This window comes from Oceanicella actignis (assembly GCF_008124525.1).
GTDB classification, from domain to species: Bacteria; Pseudomonadota; Alphaproteobacteria; order Rhodobacterales; family Rhodobacteraceae; genus Oceanicella; species Oceanicella actignis.
On record NZ_VNHJ01000003.1, the window covers coordinates 83238 to 105747 of the forward strand.

General features: G+C 73.0%; 23 protein-coding genes. 7 read left to right on the top strand and 16 right to left on the bottom strand.

The features are described from left to right. Positions 1–39 precede the first annotated feature (39 nt). Together LY05_RS05650 and LY05_RS05655 are read right to left on the bottom strand one after the other, a co-directional pair. On the bottom strand, positions 40–1938 hold the full coding sequence (locus LY05_RS05650) for an ABCB family ABC transporter ATP-binding protein/permease (RefSeq protein WP_148922433.1): 1899 nt from the start codon (positions 1936–1938) through the stop codon (positions 40–42). 72 nt (positions 1939–2010) lie between these two features. Then, positions 2011–3267 (bottom strand): LysM peptidoglycan-binding domain-containing protein, encoded by a 1257-nt coding sequence (locus tag LY05_RS05655; RefSeq protein ID WP_148922434.1) that lies wholly within the window; start codon positions 3265–3267, stop codon positions 2011–2013. Between the two features lie 89 nt (positions 3268–3356). Between LY05_RS05655 and LY05_RS05660 the strand changes: the two genes are divergently transcribed. Continuing rightward, positions 3357–3917, top strand: a complete 561-nt coding sequence (locus tag LY05_RS05660; protein WP_148922435.1) for an LOG family protein — start codon at positions 3357–3359, stop codon at positions 3915–3917. Here the strand turns inward: LY05_RS05660 and rarD are convergent. From rarD to yajC, 6 genes are all read right to left on the bottom strand, one after another. Then, positions 3818–4870, bottom strand: a complete 1053-nt coding sequence (gene rarD, locus LY05_RS05665) for an EamA family transporter RarD (RefSeq protein WP_148922436.1) — start codon at positions 4868–4870, stop codon at positions 3818–3820. The two genes, LY05_RS05660 and rarD, sit on opposite strands and share 100 nt — an antisense overlap. Positions 4871–4933: 63 nt before the next feature. Further along, positions 4934–5545 (bottom strand): superoxide dismutase, encoded by a 612-nt coding sequence (locus LY05_RS05670; protein ID WP_072745800.1) that lies wholly within the window; start codon positions 5543–5545, stop codon positions 4934–4936. 126 nt (positions 5546–5671) lie between these two features. Beyond that, the gene (locus tag LY05_RS05675) at positions 5672–6052 is read right to left on the bottom strand and encodes an Mth938-like domain-containing protein (RefSeq protein WP_072745801.1); all 381 of its coding nucleotides are present in this window, start codon (positions 6050–6052) and stop codon (positions 5672–5674) included. 17 nt (positions 6053–6069) lie between these two features. Then, positions 6070–7038: a protein translocase subunit SecF gene (secF, locus tag LY05_RS05680; RefSeq protein WP_072745802.1), complete on the bottom strand. Its 969-nt coding sequence runs from the start codon at positions 7036–7038 to the stop codon at positions 6070–6072. A gap of 10 nt (positions 7039–7048) precedes the next feature. Beyond that, on the bottom strand, positions 7049–8716 hold the full coding sequence (gene secD / locus LY05_RS05685; RefSeq protein WP_148922437.1) for a protein translocase subunit SecD: 1668 nt from the start codon (positions 8714–8716) through the stop codon (positions 7049–7051). A gap of 67 nt (positions 8717–8783) precedes the next feature. Beyond that, on the bottom strand, positions 8784–9110 hold the full coding sequence (gene yajC, locus LY05_RS05690) for a preprotein translocase subunit YajC (RefSeq protein ID WP_072745804.1): 327 nt from the start codon (positions 9108–9110) through the stop codon (positions 8784–8786). Positions 9111–9274: 164 nt separating this feature from the next. Here yajC and LY05_RS05695 point away from each other — a divergent pair, with 164 nt between their 5' ends. The 6 genes from LY05_RS05695 to LY05_RS05720 all read left to right on the top strand — a co-directional run bounded on the left by LY05_RS05695 (position 9275) and on the right by LY05_RS05720 (position 15755). Next, positions 9275–9571, top strand: coding sequence for a hypothetical protein (locus LY05_RS05695; RefSeq protein WP_148922438.1), 297 nt, complete (start codon positions 9275–9277; stop codon positions 9569–9571). Then, positions 9568–11277, top strand: coding sequence for a methyl-accepting chemotaxis protein (locus LY05_RS05700; RefSeq protein ID WP_148922439.1), 1710 nt, complete (start codon positions 9568–9570; stop codon positions 11275–11277). Before LY05_RS05695 ends, LY05_RS05700 begins: the two co-directional genes overlap by 4 nt. A 101-nt stretch (positions 11278–11378) precedes the next feature. Beyond that, positions 11379–12671 (top strand): serine--tRNA ligase, encoded by a 1293-nt coding sequence (gene serS / locus LY05_RS05705; RefSeq protein WP_072745807.1) that lies wholly within the window; start codon positions 11379–11381, stop codon positions 12669–12671. A gap of 156 nt (positions 12672–12827) precedes the next feature. Continuing rightward, a complete protein-coding gene (gene surE, locus LY05_RS05710) occupies positions 12828–13613 on the top strand; it encodes a 5'/3'-nucleotidase SurE (RefSeq protein ID WP_072745808.1) in 786 nt (261 codons plus the stop codon). 12 nt (positions 13614–13625) lie between these two features. After that, complete coding sequence (locus tag LY05_RS05715) at positions 13626–14312, top strand: protein-L-isoaspartate(D-aspartate) O-methyltransferase (protein ID WP_148922440.1); 687 nt, start codon at positions 13626–13628, stop codon at positions 14310–14312. Positions 14313–14351: 39 nt separating this feature from the next. Then, entirely contained in the window at positions 14352–15755 is a 1404-nt protein-coding gene (locus LY05_RS05720) for a LysM peptidoglycan-binding domain-containing protein (protein ID WP_148922441.1), read from the top strand. A 20-nt stretch (positions 15756–15775) separates the two neighbouring features. On the opposite strand, the gene LY05_RS05725 is transcribed toward LY05_RS05720, so the two are convergent. The 8 genes from LY05_RS05725 to LY05_RS05760 all read right to left on the bottom strand — a co-directional run bounded on the left by LY05_RS05725 (position 15776) and on the right by LY05_RS05760 (position 22464). Beyond that, entirely contained in the window at positions 15776–16840 is a 1065-nt protein-coding gene (locus tag LY05_RS05725; protein ID WP_148922442.1) for a Leu/Phe/Val dehydrogenase, read from the bottom strand. Positions 16841–17019: 179 nt separating this feature from the next. After that, positions 17020–17889 carry an ATP-binding protein gene (locus LY05_RS05730; RefSeq protein WP_148922443.1) on the bottom strand — a complete coding sequence of 290 codons (870 nt, stop codon included), beginning with the start codon at positions 17887–17889 and terminating at the stop codon, positions 17020–17022. Next, positions 17886–18701 (bottom strand): twin-arginine translocase subunit TatC, encoded by an 816-nt coding sequence (gene tatC, locus LY05_RS05735; RefSeq protein ID WP_148922444.1) that lies wholly within the window; start codon positions 18699–18701, stop codon positions 17886–17888. The genes LY05_RS05730 and tatC overlap by 4 nt, the downstream gene beginning before the upstream one ends. Before the next feature lie 85 nt (positions 18702–18786). Then, positions 18787–19314 (bottom strand): Sec-independent protein translocase protein TatB, encoded by a 528-nt coding sequence (gene tatB / locus LY05_RS05740; protein ID WP_148922445.1) that lies wholly within the window; start codon positions 19312–19314, stop codon positions 18787–18789. Between the two features lie 39 nt (positions 19315–19353). Beyond that, positions 19354–19584 carry a twin-arginine translocase TatA/TatE family subunit gene (locus LY05_RS05745; RefSeq protein ID WP_072745815.1) on the bottom strand — a complete coding sequence of 77 codons (231 nt, stop codon included), beginning with the start codon at positions 19582–19584 and terminating at the stop codon, positions 19354–19356. 133 nt (positions 19585–19717) lie between these two features. Then, on the bottom strand, positions 19718–20800 hold the full coding sequence (locus LY05_RS05750) for an ABC transporter ATP-binding protein (protein ID WP_091764151.1): 1083 nt from the start codon (positions 20798–20800) through the stop codon (positions 19718–19720). A 334-nt stretch (positions 20801–21134) separates the two neighbouring features. Then, positions 21135–21677 (bottom strand): GNAT family N-acetyltransferase, encoded by a 543-nt coding sequence (locus LY05_RS05755; RefSeq protein ID WP_148922446.1) that lies wholly within the window; start codon positions 21675–21677, stop codon positions 21135–21137. Positions 21678–21684: 7 nt separating this feature from the next. Beyond that, positions 21685–22464 carry an SDR family oxidoreductase gene (locus LY05_RS05760; protein WP_072745817.1) on the bottom strand — a complete coding sequence of 260 codons (780 nt, stop codon included), beginning with the start codon at positions 22462–22464 and terminating at the stop codon, positions 21685–21687. Between the last annotated feature and the right edge of the window lie 46 nt (positions 22465–22510).

Below are 22510 nucleotides of genomic sequence, written 5' to 3' on the forward strand. Positions count from 1 at the left end.
GCATGGCTTGGGCGGCGCGTCGTCGCCGACGCGCCGCGCTCAGCGCGCCTCGTCCGCCGGGGCGGCTTCGGCGTCGCCCTCGCCCTCGCCCTCGCCGCTTTCCTGACGCTTCCACAGCTGCGCGTAGCGGCCGCCGCGGGCCAGCAGCTCGGCATGGGTTCCGCTTTCGACCACCTCGCCGTTCTCGAGCACCACGATCCGGTCCGCATCGACCACGGTCGAAAGCCGGTGCGCCACCACCAGCACCGTGCGCCCCCGGCTCAGCCGCCGCAGGCTGTCCTGGATCTGGCGTTCGGTCTCGGTGTCGAGCGCCGAGGTCGCCTCGTCCAGGATCAGGATCGGCGGATTCTTGAGGATGGCGCGCGCGATCGCCACGCGCTGCTTCTCGCCGCCCGACAGCTTGAGCCCCCGCTCGCCCACCATGGTTTCGTAGCCCTGGGGCAGCGAGGCGATGAAATCGTGGATCTGCGCGGCGCGCGCGGCCTCTTCGATCTCGGCCTGGGTCGCGCCCTCCTTGCCGTAGCCGATGTTGTAGCCGATCGTGTCGTTGAACAGCACCGTGTCCTGCGGCACCACGCCGATGGCGCGGCGCAGGCTGTCCTGCGCGACCTCTCGCACATCCTGCCCGTCGATGGTCACGCGCCCGCCCTGCACGTCGTAGAAGCGATACAGAAGCCGCCCCAGCGTCGACTTGCCCGAGCCCGTCGGCCCGACCACCGCCAGCGTGCGCCCGCCCTCGGCGCGCAGGCTCACGCCCTTGAGGATCGGCCGGTCGGGCTCGTAGCCGAAGCGCACGTCCTCGAAGGCGACCTCGCCGCGGGTGACCTTCAGATCGGGCGCGCCGGGGCGGTCGACGATCTCGGGCGGCTGGTCGAGCAGCTCGAACATATCGGACATGTCGGTCAGCGCCTGGCGGATCTCGCGATACACCGTGCCCAGAAAGTTCAGCGGCATGGTGATCTGGATGATGAAGGCGTTGACCATCACGAAGTCGCCCACCGTCAGCCGCCCCTCCATCACCCCCTGCGCGGCCATCGCCATCACGACGCCAAGCCCGGCGGTGATGATCAGGCTTTGCCCCAGGTTCAGGAAGGCCAGCGAGACGCCCGTGCGCACGGCCGCGCCCTCATACGCCGCCATCGATCGGTCGTAGCGCGCGGCCTCGCGCCGCTCGGCGTTGAAATACTTGACCGTCTCGTAGTTGAGCAGGCTGTCCAGCGCCTTCTGGCTGGCGCTGGCGTCCTGGCGGTTCATCTCGGCGCGGATCTTCACGCGCCATTCGGTCACGGCGAAGGTGAACCAGACGTAAAGCGCGATGGTCGCGGCCACCACCAGGAAATAGCGCAGGTCCAGCTCGACCGCGAACACCGCCGCGACCATGGCCAGCTCGAGCGCCAGCGGGCCGATCGAGAAGACGAGAAAGCGCAGCAGGAACTCGACGCCCTTGACGCCGCGCTCGATGATGCGGCTGAGCCCGCCCGTGCGCCGCGAGACGTGGTAGCGCAGGCTGAGCGCGTGAATGTGCGAGAAGGTCTCGAGCGCCATGCGCCGCAGCGCCCGTTGCGCCACCCGCGCGAACAGCGCGTCGCGCAGCTGGGCGAAGCCCACCCCCATGAGCCGCGCCATCGCATAGGCCGCCACCAGCCCGATCGGGCCGACCGCCAGCGCAAAGCCCACGGCCTGGGGCGCGTCCGGCGCCGGCGCCAGCGCATCGACCGCCGCCTTGTAGAAGAACGGCGTCGCCACCGTCGCCACCTTGGCCAGCGCCAGCAGGATCAGCGCCGCGACCACGCGCCGCCGCACCCATGGCGCATCCGCCGGCCACAGATAGGGCGCGACGCGCGCGATGATGCGCAGGCTGGCGCGCCGACGCGCCTTGCCCGAGGCGGGATCTTCGGCCGGGGGCCGGGCGCGCGCAGAGCGGCGGAATGCGGACATGAGGGCGGCTCCTGCCAGAATGCGGGGTTGCGGGCGGCCCGGGGCCGATGGCGCAAAGGAAGGACGGCGCGCTCAGCGCGGCGCGCCGGGCAGGTCGAACACCTGCCCCGGATAGATCAGGTCGGGGTCGCGGATGCGCGCGCGGTTGGCCTCGTAGATGACCACATAGCGCGCGCCCGCGCCGTAATGCGCGCGGGCGATGCGCCAGAGGCTGGCGCCCGGCTGCACGACCACCTGGCCGGGGGTCAGCGCCCGGGCGGGCTCGCGGCGGAAGGGGGTCTCGAGGCGGCTGCGCACCTTGCCCGCGCGGTCCACCTCATCGACGCGCAAGGTGTAGTCGCCCGGCGCGTCCAGCGCATCGAGCTGCGCGCTCCACGCGCCGGCGCCGTCCACCGCCGCGTCGCCCAGATGCGCGCCGTCGGCGTAGACGCGCGCGACAGCGCCCGGGCTGCCCCTGCCCGAGACGGTGACCGCGCCCTTCTCGTCATAGCTGACGAGGTCGAGCGTCACCGCACCGTCGGCCGGCGCCTGCGGCTGCACAAGTCGCGCGCCCTCGGGGCCGAGCGCGACCACCGCGGGCGCAGCCTCGGCCTTCGCGGGGGGCGGCGTCGGGGCGCCGCCCGCGACCGCCGCCGGCTCGGCGCCGGGCGCGCCCGCGCGTGGCGCGTCCTCGCGGCCGGGGGCGGCGGGGGCCGAGGGAGCCAGAACGATCACCTCCTGCGCGCCGGTCGCGGCCGTCCCGTCCGGGCCGAAGGCGCGCAGGCCCAGCCGCAGCGCTCCGCCGGGCGCGCGGACGGGCAGCTCGGCCATCAGCACGAAGGCGCCGTCGGCGCCGGCGCGCGCGCGGGCCACGGGCGCGCCGTCGGCCGTCAGCTCGACCTCGGCGCCCGGCGCGGCGCGGCCGGCGATCAGCGCCGCGCCGTCGGGCTCGACGCGCGCGATGTCGAAGCTGGGCGCGGCGGCGGCTTCGCGCCCTTCGGCCGGCACGGCCTCGGACCCCGTGCCCAAGGTCGAAGCCGGGGCCGATTCAGCGGCGGACTGATCGGGGACGGGAGCGCTGGCCGAAGCCGGCGCCGGCGCGGCGGGCGATGCCGCGCCCGGTTCGCGGCCCGGTCCGGGACCGGGTTCGGCGGCGGGCGCGGCGGCTATTTCGGGCGCCGCCGCGCGCTCGGGCGCGGACGCGGTCTCGACGGCCGAAGCCGCGCCCCCGGCCGGCCTGTCCGGCGCGGCCAGGCGCAGCTCGGGCGGCGCGCAGCCGCGCAGCCCCGCCGCGCCCAGCGCCGCAAGCGCCGCCAGGGCGACCGTCGCCCTCAGCGCGCCCCGTCTCATCGCGCCCTCATCGTCTGGAAAACCTTCATGACACCGATATATAGTCGCCGCCGCGCGCCGGCAATCGGCGCCCTTCGCGGAGCCTTCCGATGACCGACAGCCCTGCCCTTTCCATCTGCGTCTATTGCGGCTCGCGCATGGGCGACGACCCCACCTATGCCGAGGCCGCGCGCGCCTTCGGCGCCGCCCTGGCGCGGCGCGGGCACCGTCTGGTCTATGGCGCGGGAGATGTGGGCCTGATGGGCGAGGTCGCCCGCGCCGCGCAGCAGGCGGGCGGCTGGACGCTGGGCGTGATCCCCGAGCATCTGCGCGCGCGCGAGGTGGGCAAGGCCGATCTTTCGGCGCTCATCGTCACCGAGACCATGCACGAGCGCAAGAAGGTGATGTTCATGAACGCCGACGCCGTCGTCGCCCTGCCCGGCGGCGCCGGAACGCTGGACGAGCTGTTCGAGGCGCTGACCTGGCGCCAGCTGGGCCTGCACCGCAAGCCGATCGTGGCGCTGAACGTGGCGGGGTTCTGGGATCCGCTGCTGGCGCTGATCGCGCATTTTCACGCGCGCGGGTTCTGCGGCGCGGACGTGCCGGCCTCGCTGGCCGCCGCGCCCGACGCCGAGGCCGCGCTCGACCTGGTCGAGGCGCAGGCGCGCTGAAGCTCGGCCGCCGCGCGGCGCGCGCGCCGCTCCTGCGCCAGCCCGTCGCGGGTGTAGATCGCCAGGCCAAGCCAGATCAACGCCAGCGCCGGACCATGCCAGGGGCTGAGCGGCTCGGCGAAAAGCAGCGTTGCGCAAAGGAATTGCAGCGTCGGGTTGAGGTAGCTTATCAATCCCACCGTCGCATAGCGCAGCCGCCGCGCCGCCAGCGAGAACAGGATCAGCGGCGCGCCCGTCAGCACCCCCGAAAAGGCCAGCATGGCGCTGTCGCGCCAACCCTCTCCGAACAGGCCGCCCGGCTTGCCCGTGAAGTCGCTCCACCCCCACAGATGCGCCCCCGCCAGCCACAGCGCCGCGATCGGCGCCAGCAGCGCGACCTCGGCCGCCACGCCCGCGATCGGTCCGACGGAAAGCCCCTTTTTCGCAATGCCGTAGAGGCCAAAGCTGAAAGCCAGCGCGAGGGCGATCCAGGGCGGGCGCCCGATCCCCCAGGTCAGCAACCCCGTCGCCGCCAGCGCCAGCGCCAGCGCCGCCGCCTGGGCGCGGTTGAAGCGCTCGCCCAGCCACGCCGCGCCAAGCCCCGCCGCCACGAGCGGAAAGATGTAATAGCCGAGGCTGGCCTCGACCGCGCGCCCCGACTGCACCGACCAGATGAACAGCAGCCAGTTGACCGAGATCATCGCCGCCGCGAAGGCCAGCGCCCGCGCCGAGGCGCGCTCGGCCAGCGCGCGCAGCGCCTCGGGGCCGCGCCCGCTCAGCGCCGCGAAGCCGCCGATGAAGAACAGGCTCCAGAGCGTGCGATGCGCCAGGATCTCGATCGGCGGCACATGCGAGAGCGCCTTGTAGTAGATCGGCGACAGCCCCCAAACCGTGGCCGCCGCCACGATCGCCGCCGCCGCCGCGCCGGGGCGCGGAGGCTGGGCGTCGCGTCGCCGACTCGTGCCCGCGCTCATGGCCGTCCTCGCAAGAAAGGCCCCCGCGATGGGCGGGGGCCTTGCGCCTCGGCGCCGTCCGCGTCAGCCGCCGGCGGCGGCCAGACGCTCGGCGACGTTCTCCCAGTTCACCAGGTTCTCGAGGAAGTTCTGCAGATAGGCCGGACGCCGGTTGCGGTAGTCGATGTAGTAGGAGTGCTCCCACACGTCGCAGCCCAGCAGCGCGGTCTGGCCGAAGCAGAGCGGGTTCACGCCGTTCTCGGTCTTGGTGACCTTGAGCGCGTCGCCCTCCTTGACCAGCCAGCACCAGCCCGAGCCGAACTGCGCGGCGCCGGCGGCGGCGAACTCTTCCTTGAACTTCTCGACCGAGCCGAAGGCGTCCTTGAGCCGGGCTTCGAGCTCGGACGGCATCGCGCGGCCCTTCGGCCCCATCATCTGCCAGAACTGGGTGTGGTTCCAGTGCTGGGCGACGTTGTTGAAGATGCCGTTCTGGGCGACCGCGCCGGGCTGGTAGTTGCCGCGGATGATCTCCTCGATCGGCTTGCCTTCCCACTCGGTGCCGGCGACCAGCTTGTTGCCGTTGTCGACATAGGCCTTGTGGTGGATGTCGTGGTGGTATTCGAGCGTCTCGCGCGACATGCCAAGATCGGCCAGCGCGTCGTGCGAGTAGGGAAGATCGGGAAGTTCGAAAGCCATCTTGGTCCTCCTCTGAGCGAAGTCGCATGAGCGGCGCGGCGGAATCATGCCGCGCCCTCGCCGCTCATCTAGTCCGACAAAAAGCGGATGGAAGCAAAAGGTTTCAACCCTTTCCCATCCGGCGGATCAAACGGGCAGCAGCGCCGCGGCCACCCGGCGCCCCTCGGCCAGCAGCACGTTGTAGGTGCGGCAGGCGGCGCCGGTGCCCATGATCTCGACGCCGATGCCGGCCTGCTCGAGCGCGGCGCGCGCCTCGTCCGGCAGGGGCGCGACGTCGGCGCCCATGCCGACCAGAAGAACGTCGATCTCGGCCGCCTCGGCCAGGACGGGCGCGAAGACCTCGCAGCTCAGCTGCGCGGCCGCGGCCGGCGCCTCGGGCCAGGGGCGCGGGCCCGAGGGCAGCAGCGCCAGCGCCCCCTCGTAGCGCGCGCCGCCGACGCGAAAGCCGCCGGCGCCATAGGCGTCGATGGGCTGGCGGTCCTCGAAGTCGATCTCGGTGATGCGCATCGCGCCCTCCGCTGCGCTCAGACCTGCGCGCCGTTGAAGTTCACCCCCGTCGGCCCCTTGGCCGCGCCGCCGGCGCCGCCCGACCAGTCGCGCTTGACGTCAAGGCGCAGCACCGCCGCCGCGGCGATGAAGATCGACGAGTAGGTGCCCACCACGATGCCCCAGATCATGGCGAAGGTGAAGCCGCGCATGGTCTCGCCGCCAAGGAAATACAGCGCCAGCAGCGCCAGCAGCGTGGTGCCCGAGGTCATCAGCGTGCGGCTCAGCGTCTCGCCGATGGACAGGTCCAGCAGCTTGTCGAGGGGCATCTCCTTGTATTTGCGCAGGTTCTCGCGCACGCGGTCGAACACGATCACCGTGTCGTTCAGCGAGTAGCCGACGATGGTCAGCAGCGCCGCGATGGTCGACAGGTTGAACTGCAGCTGCAGCGCCGAGAACACGCCCATGGTCAGCACCACGTCGTGGACCAGCGCGATGACCGCGCCCAGCGAGAACTGCCACTCGAAGCGCAGCCAGATATAGACCAGCACCGACAGCACCGACAGCGCCACCGCCAGCGCCCCCTGCACGATCAGCTCGCCCGAGACCTTGGGGCCGACCACCTCGACGCGGCGGATCTCGACGCCGGGGATCTCGGCCTCGAGCGCCTCGCGCACGCGCTTGACGGTCTGCATCTGGTCGCCCTCGGCGTCCGAGGGCTGGGCCTCGACGCGCACGAGGATGTCGCGCGGGTCGCCGAACTCCTGCACCTGCACGTCGCCCAGCCCCAGCGCGCCGACCGCCGCGCGCACGCGCGCGATCTCGGCCGGCTGCGGGGTGCGGGCCTCGATCATCGTGCCGCCGCGAAAGTCGATGCCGAAATTCAGCCCCGCCGTGAAGAGCAGCACGATCGAGGCCAGCACCGCCGCCGCCGACAGCGTCACGGCAAGGCGCGTCCAGCGCATGAAGGGAAAGCGGACCTCGTCGGGAACCAGCTTGAGTCTCATTGCGCGCTCCTCAGACGGTCAGCGTTCGGGGACGCCGGGCGGCGAACCAGATCGAGATGATGAGCCGCGTCACCAGCACCGCGGTGAAGACCGAGGTCAGGATGCCGATGCCCAGCGTGACGGCGAAGCCCTTGACCGGGCCCGAGCCCATGGCAAACAGGATCACCGCCGCGATCAGCGTGGTGACGTTGGCGTCCACGATGGCCGAGAAGGCGCGCTCATAGCCCAGCTCGATGGCGCGGGCGGGGCCCTTGCCGGCGCGCAGCTCCTCGCGGATGCGCTCGAAGATCAGCACGTTGGCGTCCACCGCCATGCCCACCGTCAGCACGATGCCGGCGATGCCGGGCAGCGTCAGCGTGGCCCCCAGCGCGCTGAGCGCGCCGATCAGCATGGCCAGGTTGAACATCAGCGCGATGTCGGCGAAGACGCCGAACAGGCCGTAGGCCAGCACCATGAAGACCAGCACGGCGACGAAGGCGACGACCACCGCTCGCTCGCCCGCGGCGATCGAGTCCGCGCCCAGATCGGGCCCGACGGTGCGTTGCTCGAGCACCTTGATGCGCGCGGGCAGCGCGCCGGCGCGCAGCAGGATCGCGAGGCGCGTGGCGCTTTCGACCGTGAACGAGCCCGAGATCTGCCCGGCGCCGCCGGTGATCGGCTCGCGGATCACGGGGGCGGTGATGACCTTGCCGTCCAGCACGATGGCGAAGGGCCGCCCGACATTGGCCGCCGTCACCTGGCCGAAGCGGCGCGCGCCGGCGGTGTCGAAGCGGAAATTGACCACCGGCTGGCCGGTCTGCTGGTCGAAGCCGGGCTGCGCGTCGGTCAGCCGGTCGCCGGTGATGAGCGCCTCGCGCTCGAGAATGTAGAAGCGCTGGGGATCGTCCGCGTCGGGAACCTTGATCTTTCCCGGGCCCGGGCGCGTGTTGGCGTCGGCCGAGGCGCTGTCGACCAGGTGGAAGGTCAGCTTGGCCGTGGTGCCGATCAGCGCCAGCACCTCTTCGGCCGAGCCGACGCCGGGCACCTGCACCAGGATGCGGTCGCGGCCCTGACGCTGGATGGTGGGCTCGCGCGTGCCAGCGGCGTCGATGCGCCGGCGGATGATCTCGAGCGACTGCGCCATGGTCGACTCGTCGATCTGGCGGCGCGCGGCCTCGGTCAGGCGCACCACCACCTCGTCGCCCTGGGCCTCGACCTCGATGTCGGGCCCGCCCGCGCCCAGAAGGCCGCCGCCCACCGGCGTCGCCAGCGCCTCGAGCGCCTTGATCGCGTGCGGCATGCCCGCCGGATCGTTCAGGCGGATGCGCAGCTCGGGGCCGCCCTGATCGACGCGGCGAAAGCCGCCGATCAGGTCGCGGATCTCGCGCAGCGTCTTGCGCGCCTCGGGCCAGAGCGCGTCCATGCGCTCGGCATAGACGTCGGCCAGCTCGACCTCGACCAGCAGATGGGCGCCGCCGCGCAGGTCCAGCCCCAGATTGACCAGCCCCGAGGGCAGCCAGGCGGGCCACAGCGCCGCCTGTTCGGCCAGCCCCGGATCGGTCCGGCCCGCCTCGAGCGCCTTGCGCGCGTCATTGGCGCGCTCGACCCGGTCGTAGAACAGGTTCGGCAGCGAGAACAGCACGCCCGCAAGGCATGCCAGGATCACGACCGCCTTCTTCCAGGCAGGGAAATAAAGCATGGGCGCCTTTCCTGAACGACGCGCGGCCCAACGCGCGGGCGCCGGGCCGCCAGAGCGAGGCGCGGCCTCAGGCTTCCTTCGCCGGCTCGGTGCGCGACACCACCGTGGCGATGGTGTTCTTGACCACGCGCACGCGCACGCCGTCGGCGATCTCGGCCTCGACCTCGTCGTCCTTGACCTTGACCACCTTGGCGATGATGCCGCCCTGGGTGATGATCTGGTCGCCGCGGCGCAGCGCGGCCAGCATCTCGCGGTGCTCCTTGGCGCGCTTCTGCTGCGGACGGATCAGGAAGAAGTAGAAGATCACGAAGATCAGGATCAGCGGGATGAAGGAGCCGAAGCCCCCCATCGGCGCGCCGCCCGCCGCCTGGGCGTAGGCCGGGGTCACGAACATGGTCTCTCCATATGCCGGGGGCGCTCGGGCCCCGCTTGCTTGAACTCGGCCGGACTATAGCCCCGGGCGCGGCCGATGCAAGGCGCGCCGCGTTAGCGCGCCCTTAAGGAAAGCGCGCTTAGCTGGGCGCGCAACCCGCCCACGCCCCTGTGCCGGAGCCCGCCATGCGCGCAAGCCTGATCGCCGCCGCGTCCGTCGCCATCGCCCTCGCCGCGCCGCTGGGCGCGCTGGTGGCGGCGCCGACGCCCGGCTCCGGCCCCTACGTCGCCGTCGTGCCGCCCTGGCGCGACGCGGACGCGGTCATCGACAGGGCCGGCGGGGCGCCGCTGCTCCCCTTCCGGGCGCCCTTCGGGGCCTTGGTCGAAGGCGGCCCGGACCTGCCTCGCCGCCTTGTGGCGGCGGGCGCCTGGACGGTCCTCGACGGCGCGACGCTCGCCATGATCTGTGGAGTTTCCCAATGACGCACCCATCCGATTCCTCCTTCGCCGCCGGTCAGGAGCGGGCGGCGCGCAAGCTGGCCGCCGCCAACTGGGCGCATGCGGCGCTGCTGCCCGCGATCGCCTGGATGGCCGGCGGGCCCGCGCTGTGGGTCGGCGCGGCGGCCGTCGCGCTCTGCCTCATGGCCGAGGGCGCCGCGCGCGTGGGCGGGCCGGCCGGCCGCGCGGCGCTGGCGCTGGCGATCATGGGCCAGGCCTGCGCGCTGGTCGCGGCCTTCACGGGCCATCCGTGGCAGATCGACGCGCACATGTATTTCTTTGCGCTCCTCGCCGCGCTCTCGGCCATGGCCGACGCGCGCGCCCTGCTGGCGGGCGCCGGTCTGGCCGCGGTCCATCACGTGGTCTTCGCGCTTGCCGCGCCTCAGCTCGTCTTCCCGGGATCGGCCGATCTTGCGTCCACTCTTGCCCGCGTGGGCGTGCACGCGGCGATTCTGGTCATCGAGACGATCGTCCTCGTCCTTGCCGCGATCGACCGCAAGGCGCTGCATGAAAGCGCGCAGCGGGCGCAGGCCGAAGCGGCCGAGCAGGCGCGCGCCGCCCAGACCGCGCATGAAGAGGCTCGCGCCGCCGAAGCCCGCGACGCCGCCCGCCGCGCCCAGATGCTCGAAACGCTCGAGAAGGAATTCTCGGCCGCGGTCGCGCGCGGCCTCGAGGGCGACCTTGGGGCAAGGATCAAGGCGCGCTTCGACGAAGAGACGCTGAACAAGCTGGCCGAGGGCCTCAACCAGCTCTACGCCGAGATCGACGGCGTGTTCGAGGACATCGAGACCCAGGCCGAGGCGATGGCCGCCGGCAACCTGAACGCGCGCATGGAGCGCCCGCGCCGCGGCCGTTTCGAAACCCTGCGCAACACCCTGAACCGCACCGCCGAGCGGCAGCGGGCCATGATCGCCGAGATCGTCCAAACCGTCGCCGCCGTCCGCGACGCCTCGCAGGAGATCGAGCAGTCGGCCACGGGCACCGCCCGCCGCGCCGAGGAGAACGCCGCCTCGCTCGAGGAGATCGCCGCCGCGATGGAAGAGATGGCCGCCTCGGTCGCCTCGAACGGCGCGCGCCTCGACGAGGCCGAGGGCATGGTGCGCGACGCCGCCTCGGCCGCCGAAACCGGCGAGCGGCGCATCGCCGACGCCATCGGCGCCGTGCGCCGCATCGAGGACGGCTCGGCGCGCATCGCCTCGATCATCGACGTCATCGAGGCGATCGCCTTCCAGACCAACCTGCTGGCCCTGAACGCGGCGGTCGAGGCTGCGCGCGCCGGCGAGGCGGGCAAGGGCTTCGCCGTCGTCGCCACCGAGGTGCGCGCCCTGGCCCGCCAGTCGTCCGACGCCGCGCGCGACATCTCGGCGCTGATCTCGGAAAGCTCGGCCAGCGTCGCCGACGGCGTGCGTCTGGTTGGCGAAACCGGCGACACCCTCAAGCTGATCGCCGAGCGCGTGCGAGGCCTCGCCTCCACCGTCAGCGCCATCGCCGAAGCCGGCCGCGAGCAGACCGCCAGCGTCGCCGCCACCTCGGCCTCGGTCTCGCGTCTCGATCAGGCCACGCAGGCCGACGCCGCCGAAGCGGAAAAGGCCGCCCGCGCCGCGCGCCATGTGCGCACCGAGGCGACGTCGCTGTCCGAGCTGGTCTCGGCCTTCGATCTGGGGGCCGGCGGCCGCGCGGCGGCCGCCTGACCGGCCCGCCCCCGCCGCGCGCCGGCGCGGCGGGGCTCTTTTACATTCGCGTCGGTTCGGGCATAACCGCGGCTCTCAGGAAACCACCGGAAACGCGAGCCATGCACGACATCCGCCAGATCCGCGAAAACCCGTCCGCCTTCGACGCCGCCCTGGCGCGCCGGGGGCTCGCGCCGGTCGCGGCGCGCATCCTCGAGCTGGACGCCGCGCGGCGCGAGAAGATCGCCGCCGCCGAAGCCGCCCAGGCCGAACGAAACGCCGCATCCAGACGCGTCGGCGCCGCCAAGGCCGCCGGCGACGAGGCCGAGTTCGCCCGGCTGCGCGAACTGGTGGCGCAGAAGAAGGACGAGATCGCGCGCCTGGAGGACGAGGCGCGCGCCTTCGACGAGCGCCTGCGCGCCATGCTGATGGAAATCCCCAACCTTCCCTACGACGACGTCCCGGACGGGACGGACGAGAACGACAATGTCGAGATCCGCCGCTGGGGAACGCCGCGCGCCTTCGACTTCGCGCCGCTCGAGCACTACCAGATCCCGGCGGCCGCGGCGGGCCTCGACTTCGAGACCGCCGCGCGGCTGTCGGGCAGCCGCTTCGTGATGCTGCGCGGCGCCATGGCGCGCCTGCACCGGGCGCTGGCGCAGTTCATGCTTGATCTTCACACGCGCGCGCATGGGCTCGAGGAAACCTGGACCCCGGTTCTGGTCAAGGACGAGGCCATGCTGGGCACGGGTCAGCTTCCGAAATTCGCCGAGGACAGCTACCGCACCGAGAACGGCTGGTGGCTCATCCCCACCGCCGAGGTGACGCTGACCAACACGGTCGCCGGGCAGATTCTGGAACCCGGCGCCCTGCCCCGGCGGCTGTGCGCGCACACCCAGTGCTTCCGCTCGGAAGCCGGAAGCGCCGGCCGCGACACCGCCGGAATGCTGCGCCAGCATCAGTTCGAGAAGGTCGAGATGGTCTCGATCGTCCGCCCCGAAGACAGCCGCGACGAGCTCGAGCGCATGACGCGCTGCGCCGAGGCCGTGCTCGAGGCGCTCGAGATCCCCTACCGCACCGTCGTTCTGTGCGCCGGCGACATGGGCTTCGGCGCCCGCCGCACGCATGACGTCGAGGCCTGGCTGCCCGGCCAGGGCAAGTATCGCGAAATCAGCTCCTGCTCGGACTGCGGCGACTTCCAGGCGCGGCGCATGAACGCCCGTTTCCGCCGCGAGGACGGCGCCAAGCCCGAGTTCGTCCACACCCTCAACGGCTCGGGCCTGGCGGTCGGGCGCACGCTCATCGCGGTGGCCGAGAACGGCCAGCAGGCCGACGGCTCGATCCGCCTGCCCGAGGCCCTGCGCCCCTACATGGGCGGCGCCGCCGTCATCCGCCCCGACGGCGCGCTGGCCTGATCCGGCCGCCCGCGCGCGGATCGGAGCCGAGATCGCCGCGGATCATCCTCGCCGCCCGATGCGGCCGCCCGCGCGCGGACCCGACATCCGCGCGCGGGCGCTGGACGCGCCCCGATCAAGCCGCTAAGTCTTCGCCGACAAGCGGAAAGAGGGCGCATGCGTATTCTCATCACCAATGACGACGGAATCACGGCCGAGGGGCTTGCCGCGGCCGAGGACATCGCGCGCGAGGTCGCCGGACCGAACGGCGAAGTCTGGGTCGTCGCGCCGGAAATGGAGCAGTCCGGCGTCGCGCACTGCATCTCCTACACCAAGCCCATGCGCCTCGTGCCGCTGGGCGCGCGCCGCTGGGCGGTCGACGGCTCGCCCGCCGATTGCGTGATCGTGGCGCTGCGCCGCCTGATGGCCGAGGCGCCGCCCGATCTGGTCATTTCCGGCGTCAACCGCGGCCACAACGTGGCCGAGGACGTGGTCTATTCGGGCACGGTCGGCGGCGCGATCGAGGCGGCGCTGCAGCGCGTGCGCGCCATCGCGCTCAGCCAGTATTACGGACCCGAGAACATCGACGCCGCCGATCCGTTCGAGGCCGCCCGGCGCCTTGGCCCGCGCGTGGTGCGCCGGATCCTCGAGCTGCCCTGGGACGAGAAGGCCGATTACGGCCTGTTCTACAACGTGAATTTCCCGCCCCTGCCCGCCGACAAGGTGCGCGGCGTGCGCGCCGCCCGCCAGGGCCGGCGCCCCGGCGGCGCCTTCGAGGTGCGCGAGCACATCGCCCCCAACGGGCGCACCTATTACTGGCTGGCCCATGGCCGCGGCAACCGCGAGGCCGCCGCCGGCGTCGACGCGCGCGAGGCTTCGGAGGGCTGGATCACCGTCACGCCCATGCGCGCCGATCTCACCGCCGCCGACCGGCTGGACGAGATCGCCGCCGCGCTCGGCTGAGGAGAGGGGTCCATGAGCGCGGCGCCCGAGCATGACGACGCCCCCGACGCCCTGCGCGAGGGGCGCATGAAGCTGGTCTTCGCCCTGCGCTCGCGCGGGGTGACGGATGCGCGCGTGCTCGACGCCATCGAACGCACCCCGCGCGAGCTGTTCCTGGACCGGGCCTTTCGCGATCGCGCGCTCGAGGATGTGGCGCTGCCGATCGCCTGCGGGCAGACCATCTCGCAGCCCTCGATCGTGGGGCTGATGACGCAGGCGCTCGAGGTCACGCCGCGCTGCAAGGTGCTCGAGGTCGGCTGCGGCTCGGGCTATCAGGCCGCGGTTCTGGCGCGACTGGCGCGGCGCGTCTACACGATCGAGCGCCACCGCCCGCTGGCGCGGCGCGCGCGCGCCCTGCTCGAGCGCGAGCTCGACCTGCACAACGTCACCGTCATCGCCGGCGACGGCGCCTCGGGCCTGCCCGAGCAGGCGCCCTTCGACCGCATCATCCTGACCTGCGCGGCCGAGGACACGCCCTCCGAGCTGCTGGCGCAGCTCAGGGTGGGCGGCGTCATGGTGCTGCCCGTCGGGCAGAGCGACGAGATCCAGCAGCTGATCCGCATCCGCCGCACGCCCGAGGGGCTGGACTATCAGGACCTTGCGCCCGTGCGTTTCGTGCCCTTGCTCGAGGGCATGGCCGAAGACCCGGACGAGGGCTAGACCGCGGCCGCGGCCCGCACCCAACCGAACGAGGACGCCATGACCAAGCCCAACGCCTTTTCGCTGCGCGCCGGCCCCGTGGCGCTGAGCCTGCTGGCGCTGACCGCCTGCGGCTGGGACGAGCCGCGCGCGCCCGTTCCCGGCGCGCCGACCGCCGTCGCGCCAAGGCCCGTCGCGCGCCCCGAGGCGCCTCGCCCCCAGCCCTTGTCCGAGGCGCCCGCCAGCGATTCGCGCGGGGTGATCGACTATGGCGACTACGCCGTGGTCCAGGCCCGGCCCGGCGACACGCTCGAGGCGATGGCCGCTCGCGTTGGCCTGCGCCCGTCCGAGCTTGCCGCCTATAACGGCCTGCCGACGGGCTATCGCCCCCGCCCGGGCGACGAGCTGGTCTTGCCGCCCCGCGCCGAGGGCTATGGCGCCGCCGCGCCCGCGCCCGAACCGGCGCCGGCGCCCGCCGCGGCGGCGCCCGCGCCCGAACCCGCCCAGGGCTGGAACCCCGCCGCCATCGGCGCGGCCATCGAACGCGCGCCGGGCCCCGACGCCTCGGGCCAGAGCGCCCCGGCCGCGAATGCGCCCGGCGCGGCGCCCGCCGCCGACGTCCCGGATGGCGGCACGCGCATCGTCTACCGCACGGTCAAGCCGGGCGAGACCGTCTATTCCATCGCACGCGAGACCGGCGTGCCCGCCGATGCGATCATCTCCTGGAACGGGCTGCGCGCGCCCAGTTACGCGGTCATGCCCGGGCAGGTGCTGGCCCTGCCCGCCGACGCGCCGCAAAAGCCCAGCGACGAGGCGCCGGCGCGCGTTGCGGCGCCCGGCGCCGGCGCGGGCGCGCCGCCGCCCGCCGTCGCGGGCGCGCCGCTGCCGGCCGACACGGTTCCGCCGCCCAGGCTGAAGTCGCCGCAGCTCAGCCGCTACCAGACCCCGGCCGAGCGCGCCGCCGAGGCGGACGCCCGGCCCGAGCCGGCGCCGGCGCCGCGGCCGGCGGCCGAGACGCCCCCCGAAGCGCCGGGCGCGACGCCGCCCAAGACGGCGAGCGAAACCGCCGCGCCGGGCGCCTCGCAGACCGCCAAGGCCGCCGAGGGCAAGCTGATGCGCCCCATCGACGGTCCGATCGTGCTGCGCTTTGGGCAAGGCGGCCCGGCCGGGCGCAATGACGGGATCGAGATCGCCGCCAAGCCGGGCGATCCGGTGCGCGCCGCGGCCGATGGCGAGGTGGCGCTGGTGTCCAAGTCGCTGGGCGATTGGGGCACCATCGTGCTGGTGCGCCATCCCGACCGGCTGATGACCGTCTATGGCCGCCTGGCCGATGCGCGCGTGTCGAAAGGTCAGCGGGTGACGCGCGGCCAGACCATCGGCACGGTGGCCGAGGGCGATCCGACGACGCTGCATTTCGAGGTGCGGCGCGGCGCCTTCTCGGAAGATCCCGAGAACCACTTCTGACGCCGCGCCGCGCCGGGCCCTCAGGCGGCATTGCGCGCGGCGCGCGCGGCGGCGATCCGCTCGGCGGCCATGCGCTCGGCCACCTCCTCGGTGGTCAGGCCCTCGGCCTCGGCGCGGGCGAAGATCGCGTCCAGCGTCTGACCGATCCCCTCGATCCGCCGCATGGCCGCGGCGCGGTCGGGGCCGCCCCAGATCGGCGCCGAGGCGCCGATCACCCCGCCCGCATTGGCGATGAAGTCCGGGGCGTAGAGCACTCCGCGCGCGCGCAGGGCCTCGGCGTGGCGCGGGGCCTCGAGCTGGTTGTTGGCCAGACCGCAGACGGCGCGCGCGCCCAGCTCGGGGATGGTGCGGTCGTTCAGCACCCCGCCAAGCGCGCAAGGCGCGAACACATCGGCCGGCGCCGCGTGGATGCGCGCGGGATCGACGGCCTCGGCCCCCAGACCCTCGACCACCGGGCGCAGCGCGGGCTCGTTCACATCGGCCACGGCCAGCTCGGCCCCCGCCTCGCGCAGCAGGCGGCACAGCTCGCGCCCCACGCCGCCAAGCCCCTGAACGGCGATGCGCCGCCCGGCGGGGCTCTCGTCGCCGAACAGGCGCCGAAGCGTCGCCTTGATGGCGACGAAGCCGCCCCAAGCGGTGAATTTCGACGGGTCGAACCCGTCGGGATACTCGGACGCCTTGCAGAAGACGTAGTCGCAGGCGCGCGCGATCACGTCCGCGTCGCGCGGGCTCACGCCCACGTCGATCGCGGTCCAGTAGCGCCCGCCAAGCGACTGCACATGCCGGCCCATGGCTTCGAGCAGGCGCTCCTTGTCCGGGCGGGCCGGGTCGGCGACGATCACGCATTTGCCGCCGCCCAGCGGCAGGCCCGCCGCCGCGTTCTTGAGCGTCATGCCCCGGCTCAGCCGCAGCACGTCGCGCAGGGCCTCTTCATGCGTCGCGTAGGGGTGCATGCGGCAGCCCCCCGCCGCCGGGCCAAGCGTCGTGTCATGCAGCGCGATGATGCCGAACAGGCCGGCCTCGGCGTCGCGCACGAAGACGACCTGTTCGTGATCGTCGAATTCGGGATGGTCGAAGGGCGTCATGGCGTTCCTCCCTCTTTCGCCTTTACCTAGCGTAAAGAGTAGCGCCGAAGCCCGAGGCCGGTTTTGCGGATGCGGGGCCGTTCGGGGACCGTTTGAGGATGCGCGCCCCTTGGAAGGCGGTGAGGCGCAATCCTGTCCCAATCTTGCGGCCAAGCAGGAAATGCGCCGCGACTCGCCCGTCAGCCGCGCAGGCGCACGCCCTTGCGCCCCGCCAGATCGGTGATGAACTGCCAGGCCACGCGCCCCGAGACCGCGCCGCGGGTCTGGCGCCACTCGATGGCCTCGGCGCGCAGCGCGTCGTCGTCGATCTCGATGCCCAGCGCGTCGCGATAGCCGCGCACCATCTCGAGGAACTCGTCCTGCGAGCAGGGATGAAAGCCCAGCCAAAGGCCGAAGCGATCGGACAGCGAGACCTTCTCCTCGGTCGCCTCGGAGGGGTTGATGGCCGAGGCGCGCTCGTTCTCGATCATGTCGCGGGGCATCAGGTGGCGGCGGTTCGAGGTGGCGTAGAAGATCACGTTCTCGGGCCGCCCCTCGACGCCGCCGTCCAGCACCGCCTTGAGCGACTTGTAATGGGCGTCATCGTGATCGAAGCTCAGATCGTCGCAGAACAGGATGAAGCGGCGGTCCTCGGCGCGGCGCAGCAGCTGCATCAGGCGGCCGATCGAGGGGATGTCCTCGCGCTGGATCTCGACCAGGATCAGCCGCGGCGGCGTCGCGCCGGCATTGACCGCGGCATGCGCAGCCTTGACCAGCGAGGACTTGCCCATGCCCCGCGCGCCCCACAACAGCGCGTTGTTCGCCGGCAGACCCTGCGCGAAGCGGCGCGTGTTCTCGAGCAGCGTGTCGCGCGCGCGGTCGATCCCGCGCAGCAGCGCCAGATCCACCCGCGCCACCCGGCGCACGGGTTCGAGCCGGTCGGGCGCGACGTGCCAGACATAGGCCTCGGCGCTCCAGTCGGGCATGGCGGCGGGCGGCGGGCTGATGCGCTCGAGCGCCTCGGCGATGCGCGTCAGCGCGTCGGCGTTGGCGAAGGCGGGCTCGCTCATGCCTCGTCCTCGTCGTCAGGGTCGATCAGCCCGTCGGCGATGTCCTGCTCGCGGCGTTTGCGCTCGGCCGCGCGGACCAGGAAGATCGAGATCTCGTAAAGCAGGTAGATCGGGATGCCCAGGCCCAGCTGGCTGATCGGATCGGGCGGCGTCAGCACCGCCGCCGCGGCCGCGATGCCGACGATGGCGTAGCGGCGCATGTTGGCCAGCCCGTCGGCCGTCACCAGCCCCGCCCGCCCCAGCAGCGTCAGCAGCACCGGCAGCTGGAAGCAGATGCCGAAGGCCAGGATGAAGGTCATGACGAGGCTCAGATACTCGTTGACCTTGCCCAGGAACTCGATGCCCGTATCCCCGTCCGACCCCGGCGCCTGGAAGTCCAGGAAGAAGTCGATCGCCATGGGCATGACCAGGAAATACACCAGCGAGGCGCCCATCAGGAACAGCACCGGCGTGGCGATCAGGAAGGGCAGGAAGGCGCGCTTTTCGTTGGCGTAAAGCCCCGGGGCGACGAAGCGCCAGACCTGCATGGCGATGACCGGGAAGGCCAGGAAGAACCCGCCCCAGACGGCGATCTTCAGATGGACGAAGAACTTTTCGTAAAGCTGGGTGTAGATCAGCTTGGCGTCCTGCCCGCGCGCGATCAGCTCGTGGCGCAGCGGCGCGGTGAGGAAATCGTAGATCTCGCGCGCGAAGATGCCGCAGATCACGGCCGCCACCGCCAGCGCGATCAGCGAGTAGATCAGCCGCTGGCGCAGCTCGGCCAGGTGCTCGATCAGGGGCGCGGTCGAGGCGTCGATGTCGTCGTCGGTCATGTCTTGCGTGGCCTTCAGGGCGAGCGGCGGGCGAAGGGCCGCGCCCGGCCGGCCGCCGGGGCGACGGCGCGGGCCTGGCGGGCGGTCAGGCGTCGGGCGCGGCGGGCGGAACGGCGGGGCGCGCGCCGGACGGGTTGTCGGCCGGGGCCCGCGGGGCGGCGTCGGGCGCGGGCGCGGGGGGCGTTTCGCCCCTGGCCTCGGCCTCGAGCGCGGCGGCGTCCGCCTCGATCTGCGCCAGCTTCTCGGCGCGGGCCTTGCGCGCGGCCTGCTCGGCCTGCCAGGCGGCGTTCTCGGCCTCGTCGGCGGCGTCGAGCGAGCCTGGGGCCGGCTTGGCGGGCTTCCTGTCCTCGCCCAGCCGGTCGGCATAGGCGCGCGCGCTCGAGCCGATGTCGCGCGAAAGGCCCGAGACCTGCCGCTGCACGTCGCGCAGCTCGGGCAGGTCCGCCTCGCGCGCGGCGTCCTCGAGCGTGCGCTGGAACTCGCGCGCCATGCCCCGCGCCTTGCCCACGTAGCGGCCCAGCGTGCGCAGCATGACCGGCAGGTCCTTGGGACCGACCACGATCAGCGCCAGCGCGCCGATGACCAGCAGCTCGGACCAGCCGATGTCGAACATGCGCGGACCTCCGTGGCGGCGGCTGGGGCGGCGGCCCGATCAGCCTTCCTTCTTCTGCGCCTCGGCGCTGGGGGTGACGTCGATCACCTTGCCGTCCTCGGCGCGGCGCTCGTCGGCCACCTTCTGCGGCTCGTCATCCTCGGCCAGGCCTTTCTTGAAGCTCTTGATGCCCTTGGCCACGTCGCCCATCAGGCCGGAGATCTTGCCCCGACCGAAAAGGACCACGACCAGAAGGACGACGATGAGAATCTGCCAGATGCTCGGGCTCATGCCGGATACTCCCAATTCCGCGGGCGCCTCGCGCCCGGCTCCGCTTCACACATATTGAATGCCGCGCCCGGGCGAAAGGGCCAAAACGGCGCGCGGGCGCGACCAGGCGTCCCGACGCGCCCCCCGCGCGCCCTCACGCGCCCGCCCTGGGGCGCGCGGGGAACAGAAAGCAGCGGTCGCGGCGCATCGACAGCCACAGCCCCGTTCCGCGCTCGGGCAGGAAGGCGCCGGGCGTGGTGGCGCGCAGGATCGCGCCGTCATGCTCCATCCGCGCCTCGATCAGGCTTTCCGAACCCATGAAGCGCGCGCGCTCGACGCGGCCATAGGCGGGCACGCCATGCTCGGCGCTTTCGCGCGGGGCGGGCTGGCCGCGGTCGAGCTCGATGCGCAGGTGCTGCGGGCGGATGACGATCTCGACCTCGGCCCCGTCGGGCAGGTCGGGCGTCAGGAACAGGCCGAAGGGCGTGTCCGTCTGGCGCGAGCGCACCACCGCGCGGATCACGTTGACGTCCGAGAAGAAGGCCGCCGCCTCGAGATCGGCCGGGTGGTTGTAGATGTGATAGGGCGCGCCCACCTGCACGATGCGCCCCCCGCGCATCAGCGCGATGCGGTCGGCCATGCGCATGGCCTCTTCGGGCTCGTGGGTGACGAGCAGCACGCCCGTCCCCTCCTCCTTGAGCACCGACAGCGTGTCGTCGCGGATCTCGTCGCGCAGGCGCTGGTCGAGGCCCGAGAAGGGCTCGTCCATCAGCATCACCCGCGGCCGCGGCGCCAGCGCGCGCGCCAGAGCCACGCGCTGCTGCTCGCCGCCCGAAAGCATGTGCGGGAACTTGTCGCCATACCCGCCCAGGCCCACGCGGCGCAGATAGGTCTCGGCCTCGGCGGCGCGCGCGCGCGGCAGGCCGAAGGCCACGTTCTGCGCCACCGTCAGATGCGGAAACAGCGCGAAATCCTGGAACATGAGCCCGATCGAGCGCGCCTCGGGCGGCGCGTGCCGGACGCCGTCGGAAACGACGCGCCCGTCCAGCGCGACCGTGCCCGCGTCCTGCCGCTCGACGCCGGCGGCGATGCGCAGCGTGGTGGACTTGCCGCAGCCCGAGGGGCCGAGCAGGCAGACGAGCTCGCCCGGCTCGACCTCGAGCGAGACGTCGTCGACCACGCGCCGCCCGTCGTAATCCTTGCGCAGGCCCGCCAGCGCCAGGCGCGGCGGCGCCAGAAGGGGCGGCGCCGCGGGGCGGGCGGGCCGCCGGGGGGCGAGCTCGTGCGCCGGCTCGCGCGCGGGGAGCTCGGGGCGCGGATGCGCGCGCGTCTGCGGCCCCGCTTCGGAGCGCGCGCGGGCGGCGGACGCCTCGTCCGCCCGCCCGTCCTGCGCCTCGCGCTCGACCGCGCGGGCCGCCGCGCCCGAGGCGCCGCCGGTGTTCTCGATGTCGTGCGTCACGGCCGCTCCCGCCTCGTCGCTCGGCGACGATATTGCCGATGATTTCGCTCAGGTTGACATGGCAGATAGCAATCCGAGGGCCCCGGGGCAAGGCGCGAGCGCGCAAGCGGCGTCATCGCGCCTCCAGATCGCGCCGCATCGCGATGCGCGACGAGGCGTCCAGCCCCGCGCGGCGCAGCGCGGCGACGTCGGCGCGGCATTCGGGGGTCCACTCCTCGGGCGGGATCGGCGCGAAGCCCAGGCGCGCATAGACCGGCGCGTTCCAGGGAACGTCGGCATAGGTGGTCAGCGTCAGCGCGGCGCGGTCCATGGCGCGCGCGCGCCGGGCCAGCGCCGAGATCAGCGCGCGCGCCACGCCGCGGCGCTGGAAGGCGGGGTCCACGTCCAGCTCGCACACATGCAGGCTGTCGCGCTCGACCTCCCAGACCAGAAACCCCGCGACGCGGCCGCCGATGCGCGCCACCAGAAGCCGCCCGGCCTCGGCGCAGTCGGCGAAGGCGGCGGCCGGGGCGGGCCCGTCGGCCGCGACCTCGGGATGGGGGCTGGCGAGGAACATGCGCGCGCAAGCGTGTTCGATGCGCGCGCAATCGGCGCCGTCGGCGCGCCGGCCCGCCTCGACGCGCGGCGCGCCTCGGCCGGGGCCGGGGCCGCTCATCGGGCGCTCACATCGTCAGATTGGCCGCGCCGCCGTCCAGAAGGATGTTCTGGCCGACGATGAAGCCCGCATGCTCGGAGCACAGGAAGGCGCACATGGCGCCGAACTCGCGCGGCGTGCCATAGCGGCGGGCGGGGATGGTCGCGGCGCGGCGCGCGCGCGCCTCCTCGATGGTGATGTTCTCGGCCGCCGCCACGGCCGCGTCCAGCGCGTCGGCGCGGTCGGTGGCGTGGATGCCCGGCAGCAGGTTGTTGACGATGACCCCATGCGGCGCGACCTGGCGCGCCGTGCCGGCGACGAAGCCCGTCAGGCCCGTGCGCGCTCCGTTCGACAGGCCCAGCTGCGGGATCGGCGCGCGCACCGACTGCGAGGTGATGTTGACCACCCGCCCCCAGCCGCGCGCGATCATGCCCGGCATGAGCGCCTTCATCAGCATGATGGGCGTCAGCATGTTCGCCTCGATGGCGGCCAGCCAGTCCTCGCGCTCCCAGTCCGACCACAGGCCCGGCGGCGGCCCGCCGGCGTTGGTGACGAGGATGTCCACGCCCTCGGCCGCCGCGATCAGCTGCGCGCGCCCCTCTTCGGTCGTGACGTCGCAGGCGACCTCTTCGACCTTCACGCCATGGGCGGCGCGGATCTCTTCGGCCGCGCGCGCCAGCGGCCCCGGGCTGCGCGCGTTCATGATCAGATCGACTCCCGCCTCGGCCAGCGCCTCGGCGCAGCCGCGCCCCAGCCCCTTCGACGAGGCGCACACCAGCGCCCGCCTGCCCCTGATGCCCAGATCCATGACTCGCTCCCTGCCTGGCGATGCTTCGGGCGCCGAGCCTAGGCCG

Excerpts from the sequence above, each read along its gene's own strand:
- LY05_RS05650 (WP_148922433.1), bottom strand. The coding sequence starts at position 1,938 with ATGTCCGCATTCCGCCGCTCTGCGCGCGCCCGGCCCCCGGCCGAAGAT.
- LY05_RS05655 (WP_148922434.1), bottom strand. The coding sequence starts at position 3,267 with ATGAGACGGGGCGCGCTGAGGGCGACGGTCGCCCTGGCGGCGCTTGCG.
- LY05_RS05660 (WP_148922435.1), top strand. The coding sequence starts at position 3,357 with ATGACCGACAGCCCTGCCCTTTCCATCTGCGTCTATTGCGGCTCGCGC.
- rarD (WP_148922436.1), bottom strand. The coding sequence starts at position 4,870 with ATGAGCGCGGGCACGAGTCGGCGACGCGACGCCCAGCCTCCGCGCCCC.
- LY05_RS05670 (WP_072745800.1), bottom strand. The coding sequence starts at position 5,545 with ATGGCTTTCGAACTTCCCGATCTTCCCTACTCGCACGACGCGCTGGCC.
- LY05_RS05675 (WP_072745801.1), bottom strand. The coding sequence starts at position 6,052 with ATGCGCATCACCGAGATCGACTTCGAGGACCGCCAGCCCATCGACGCC.
- secF (WP_072745802.1), bottom strand. The coding sequence starts at position 7,038 with ATGAGACTCAAGCTGGTTCCCGACGAGGTCCGCTTTCCCTTCATGCGC.
- secD (WP_148922437.1), bottom strand. The coding sequence starts at position 8,716 with ATGCTTTATTTCCCTGCCTGGAAGAAGGCGGTCGTGATCCTGGCATGC.
- yajC (WP_072745804.1), bottom strand. The coding sequence starts at position 9,110 with ATGTTCGTGACCCCGGCCTACGCCCAGGCGGCGGGCGGCGCGCCGATG.
- LY05_RS05695 (WP_148922438.1), top strand. The coding sequence starts at position 9,275 with ATGCGCGCAAGCCTGATCGCCGCCGCGTCCGTCGCCATCGCCCTCGCC.
- LY05_RS05700 (WP_148922439.1), top strand. The coding sequence starts at position 9,568 with ATGACGCACCCATCCGATTCCTCCTTCGCCGCCGGTCAGGAGCGGGCG.
- serS (WP_072745807.1), top strand. The coding sequence starts at position 11,379 with ATGCACGACATCCGCCAGATCCGCGAAAACCCGTCCGCCTTCGACGCC.
- surE (WP_072745808.1), top strand. The coding sequence starts at position 12,828 with ATGCGTATTCTCATCACCAATGACGACGGAATCACGGCCGAGGGGCTT.
- LY05_RS05715 (WP_148922440.1), top strand. The coding sequence starts at position 13,626 with ATGAGCGCGGCGCCCGAGCATGACGACGCCCCCGACGCCCTGCGCGAG.
- LY05_RS05720 (WP_148922441.1), top strand. The coding sequence starts at position 14,352 with ATGACCAAGCCCAACGCCTTTTCGCTGCGCGCCGGCCCCGTGGCGCTG.
- LY05_RS05725 (WP_148922442.1), bottom strand. The coding sequence starts at position 16,840 with ATGACGCCCTTCGACCATCCCGAATTCGACGATCACGAACAGGTCGTC.
- LY05_RS05730 (WP_148922443.1), bottom strand. The coding sequence starts at position 17,889 with ATGAGCGAGCCCGCCTTCGCCAACGCCGACGCGCTGACGCGCATCGCC.
- tatC (WP_148922444.1), bottom strand. The coding sequence starts at position 18,701 with ATGACCGACGACGACATCGACGCCTCGACCGCGCCCCTGATCGAGCAC.
- tatB (WP_148922445.1), bottom strand. The coding sequence starts at position 19,314 with ATGTTCGACATCGGCTGGTCCGAGCTGCTGGTCATCGGCGCGCTGGCG.
- LY05_RS05745 (WP_072745815.1), bottom strand. The coding sequence starts at position 19,584 with ATGAGCCCGAGCATCTGGCAGATTCTCATCGTCGTCCTTCTGGTCGTG.
- LY05_RS05755 (WP_148922446.1), bottom strand. The coding sequence starts at position 21,677 with ATGAGCGGCCCCGGCCCCGGCCGAGGCGCGCCGCGCGTCGAGGCGGGC.
- LY05_RS05760 (WP_072745817.1), bottom strand. The coding sequence starts at position 22,464 with ATGGATCTGGGCATCAGGGGCAGGCGGGCGCTGGTGTGCGCCTCGTCG.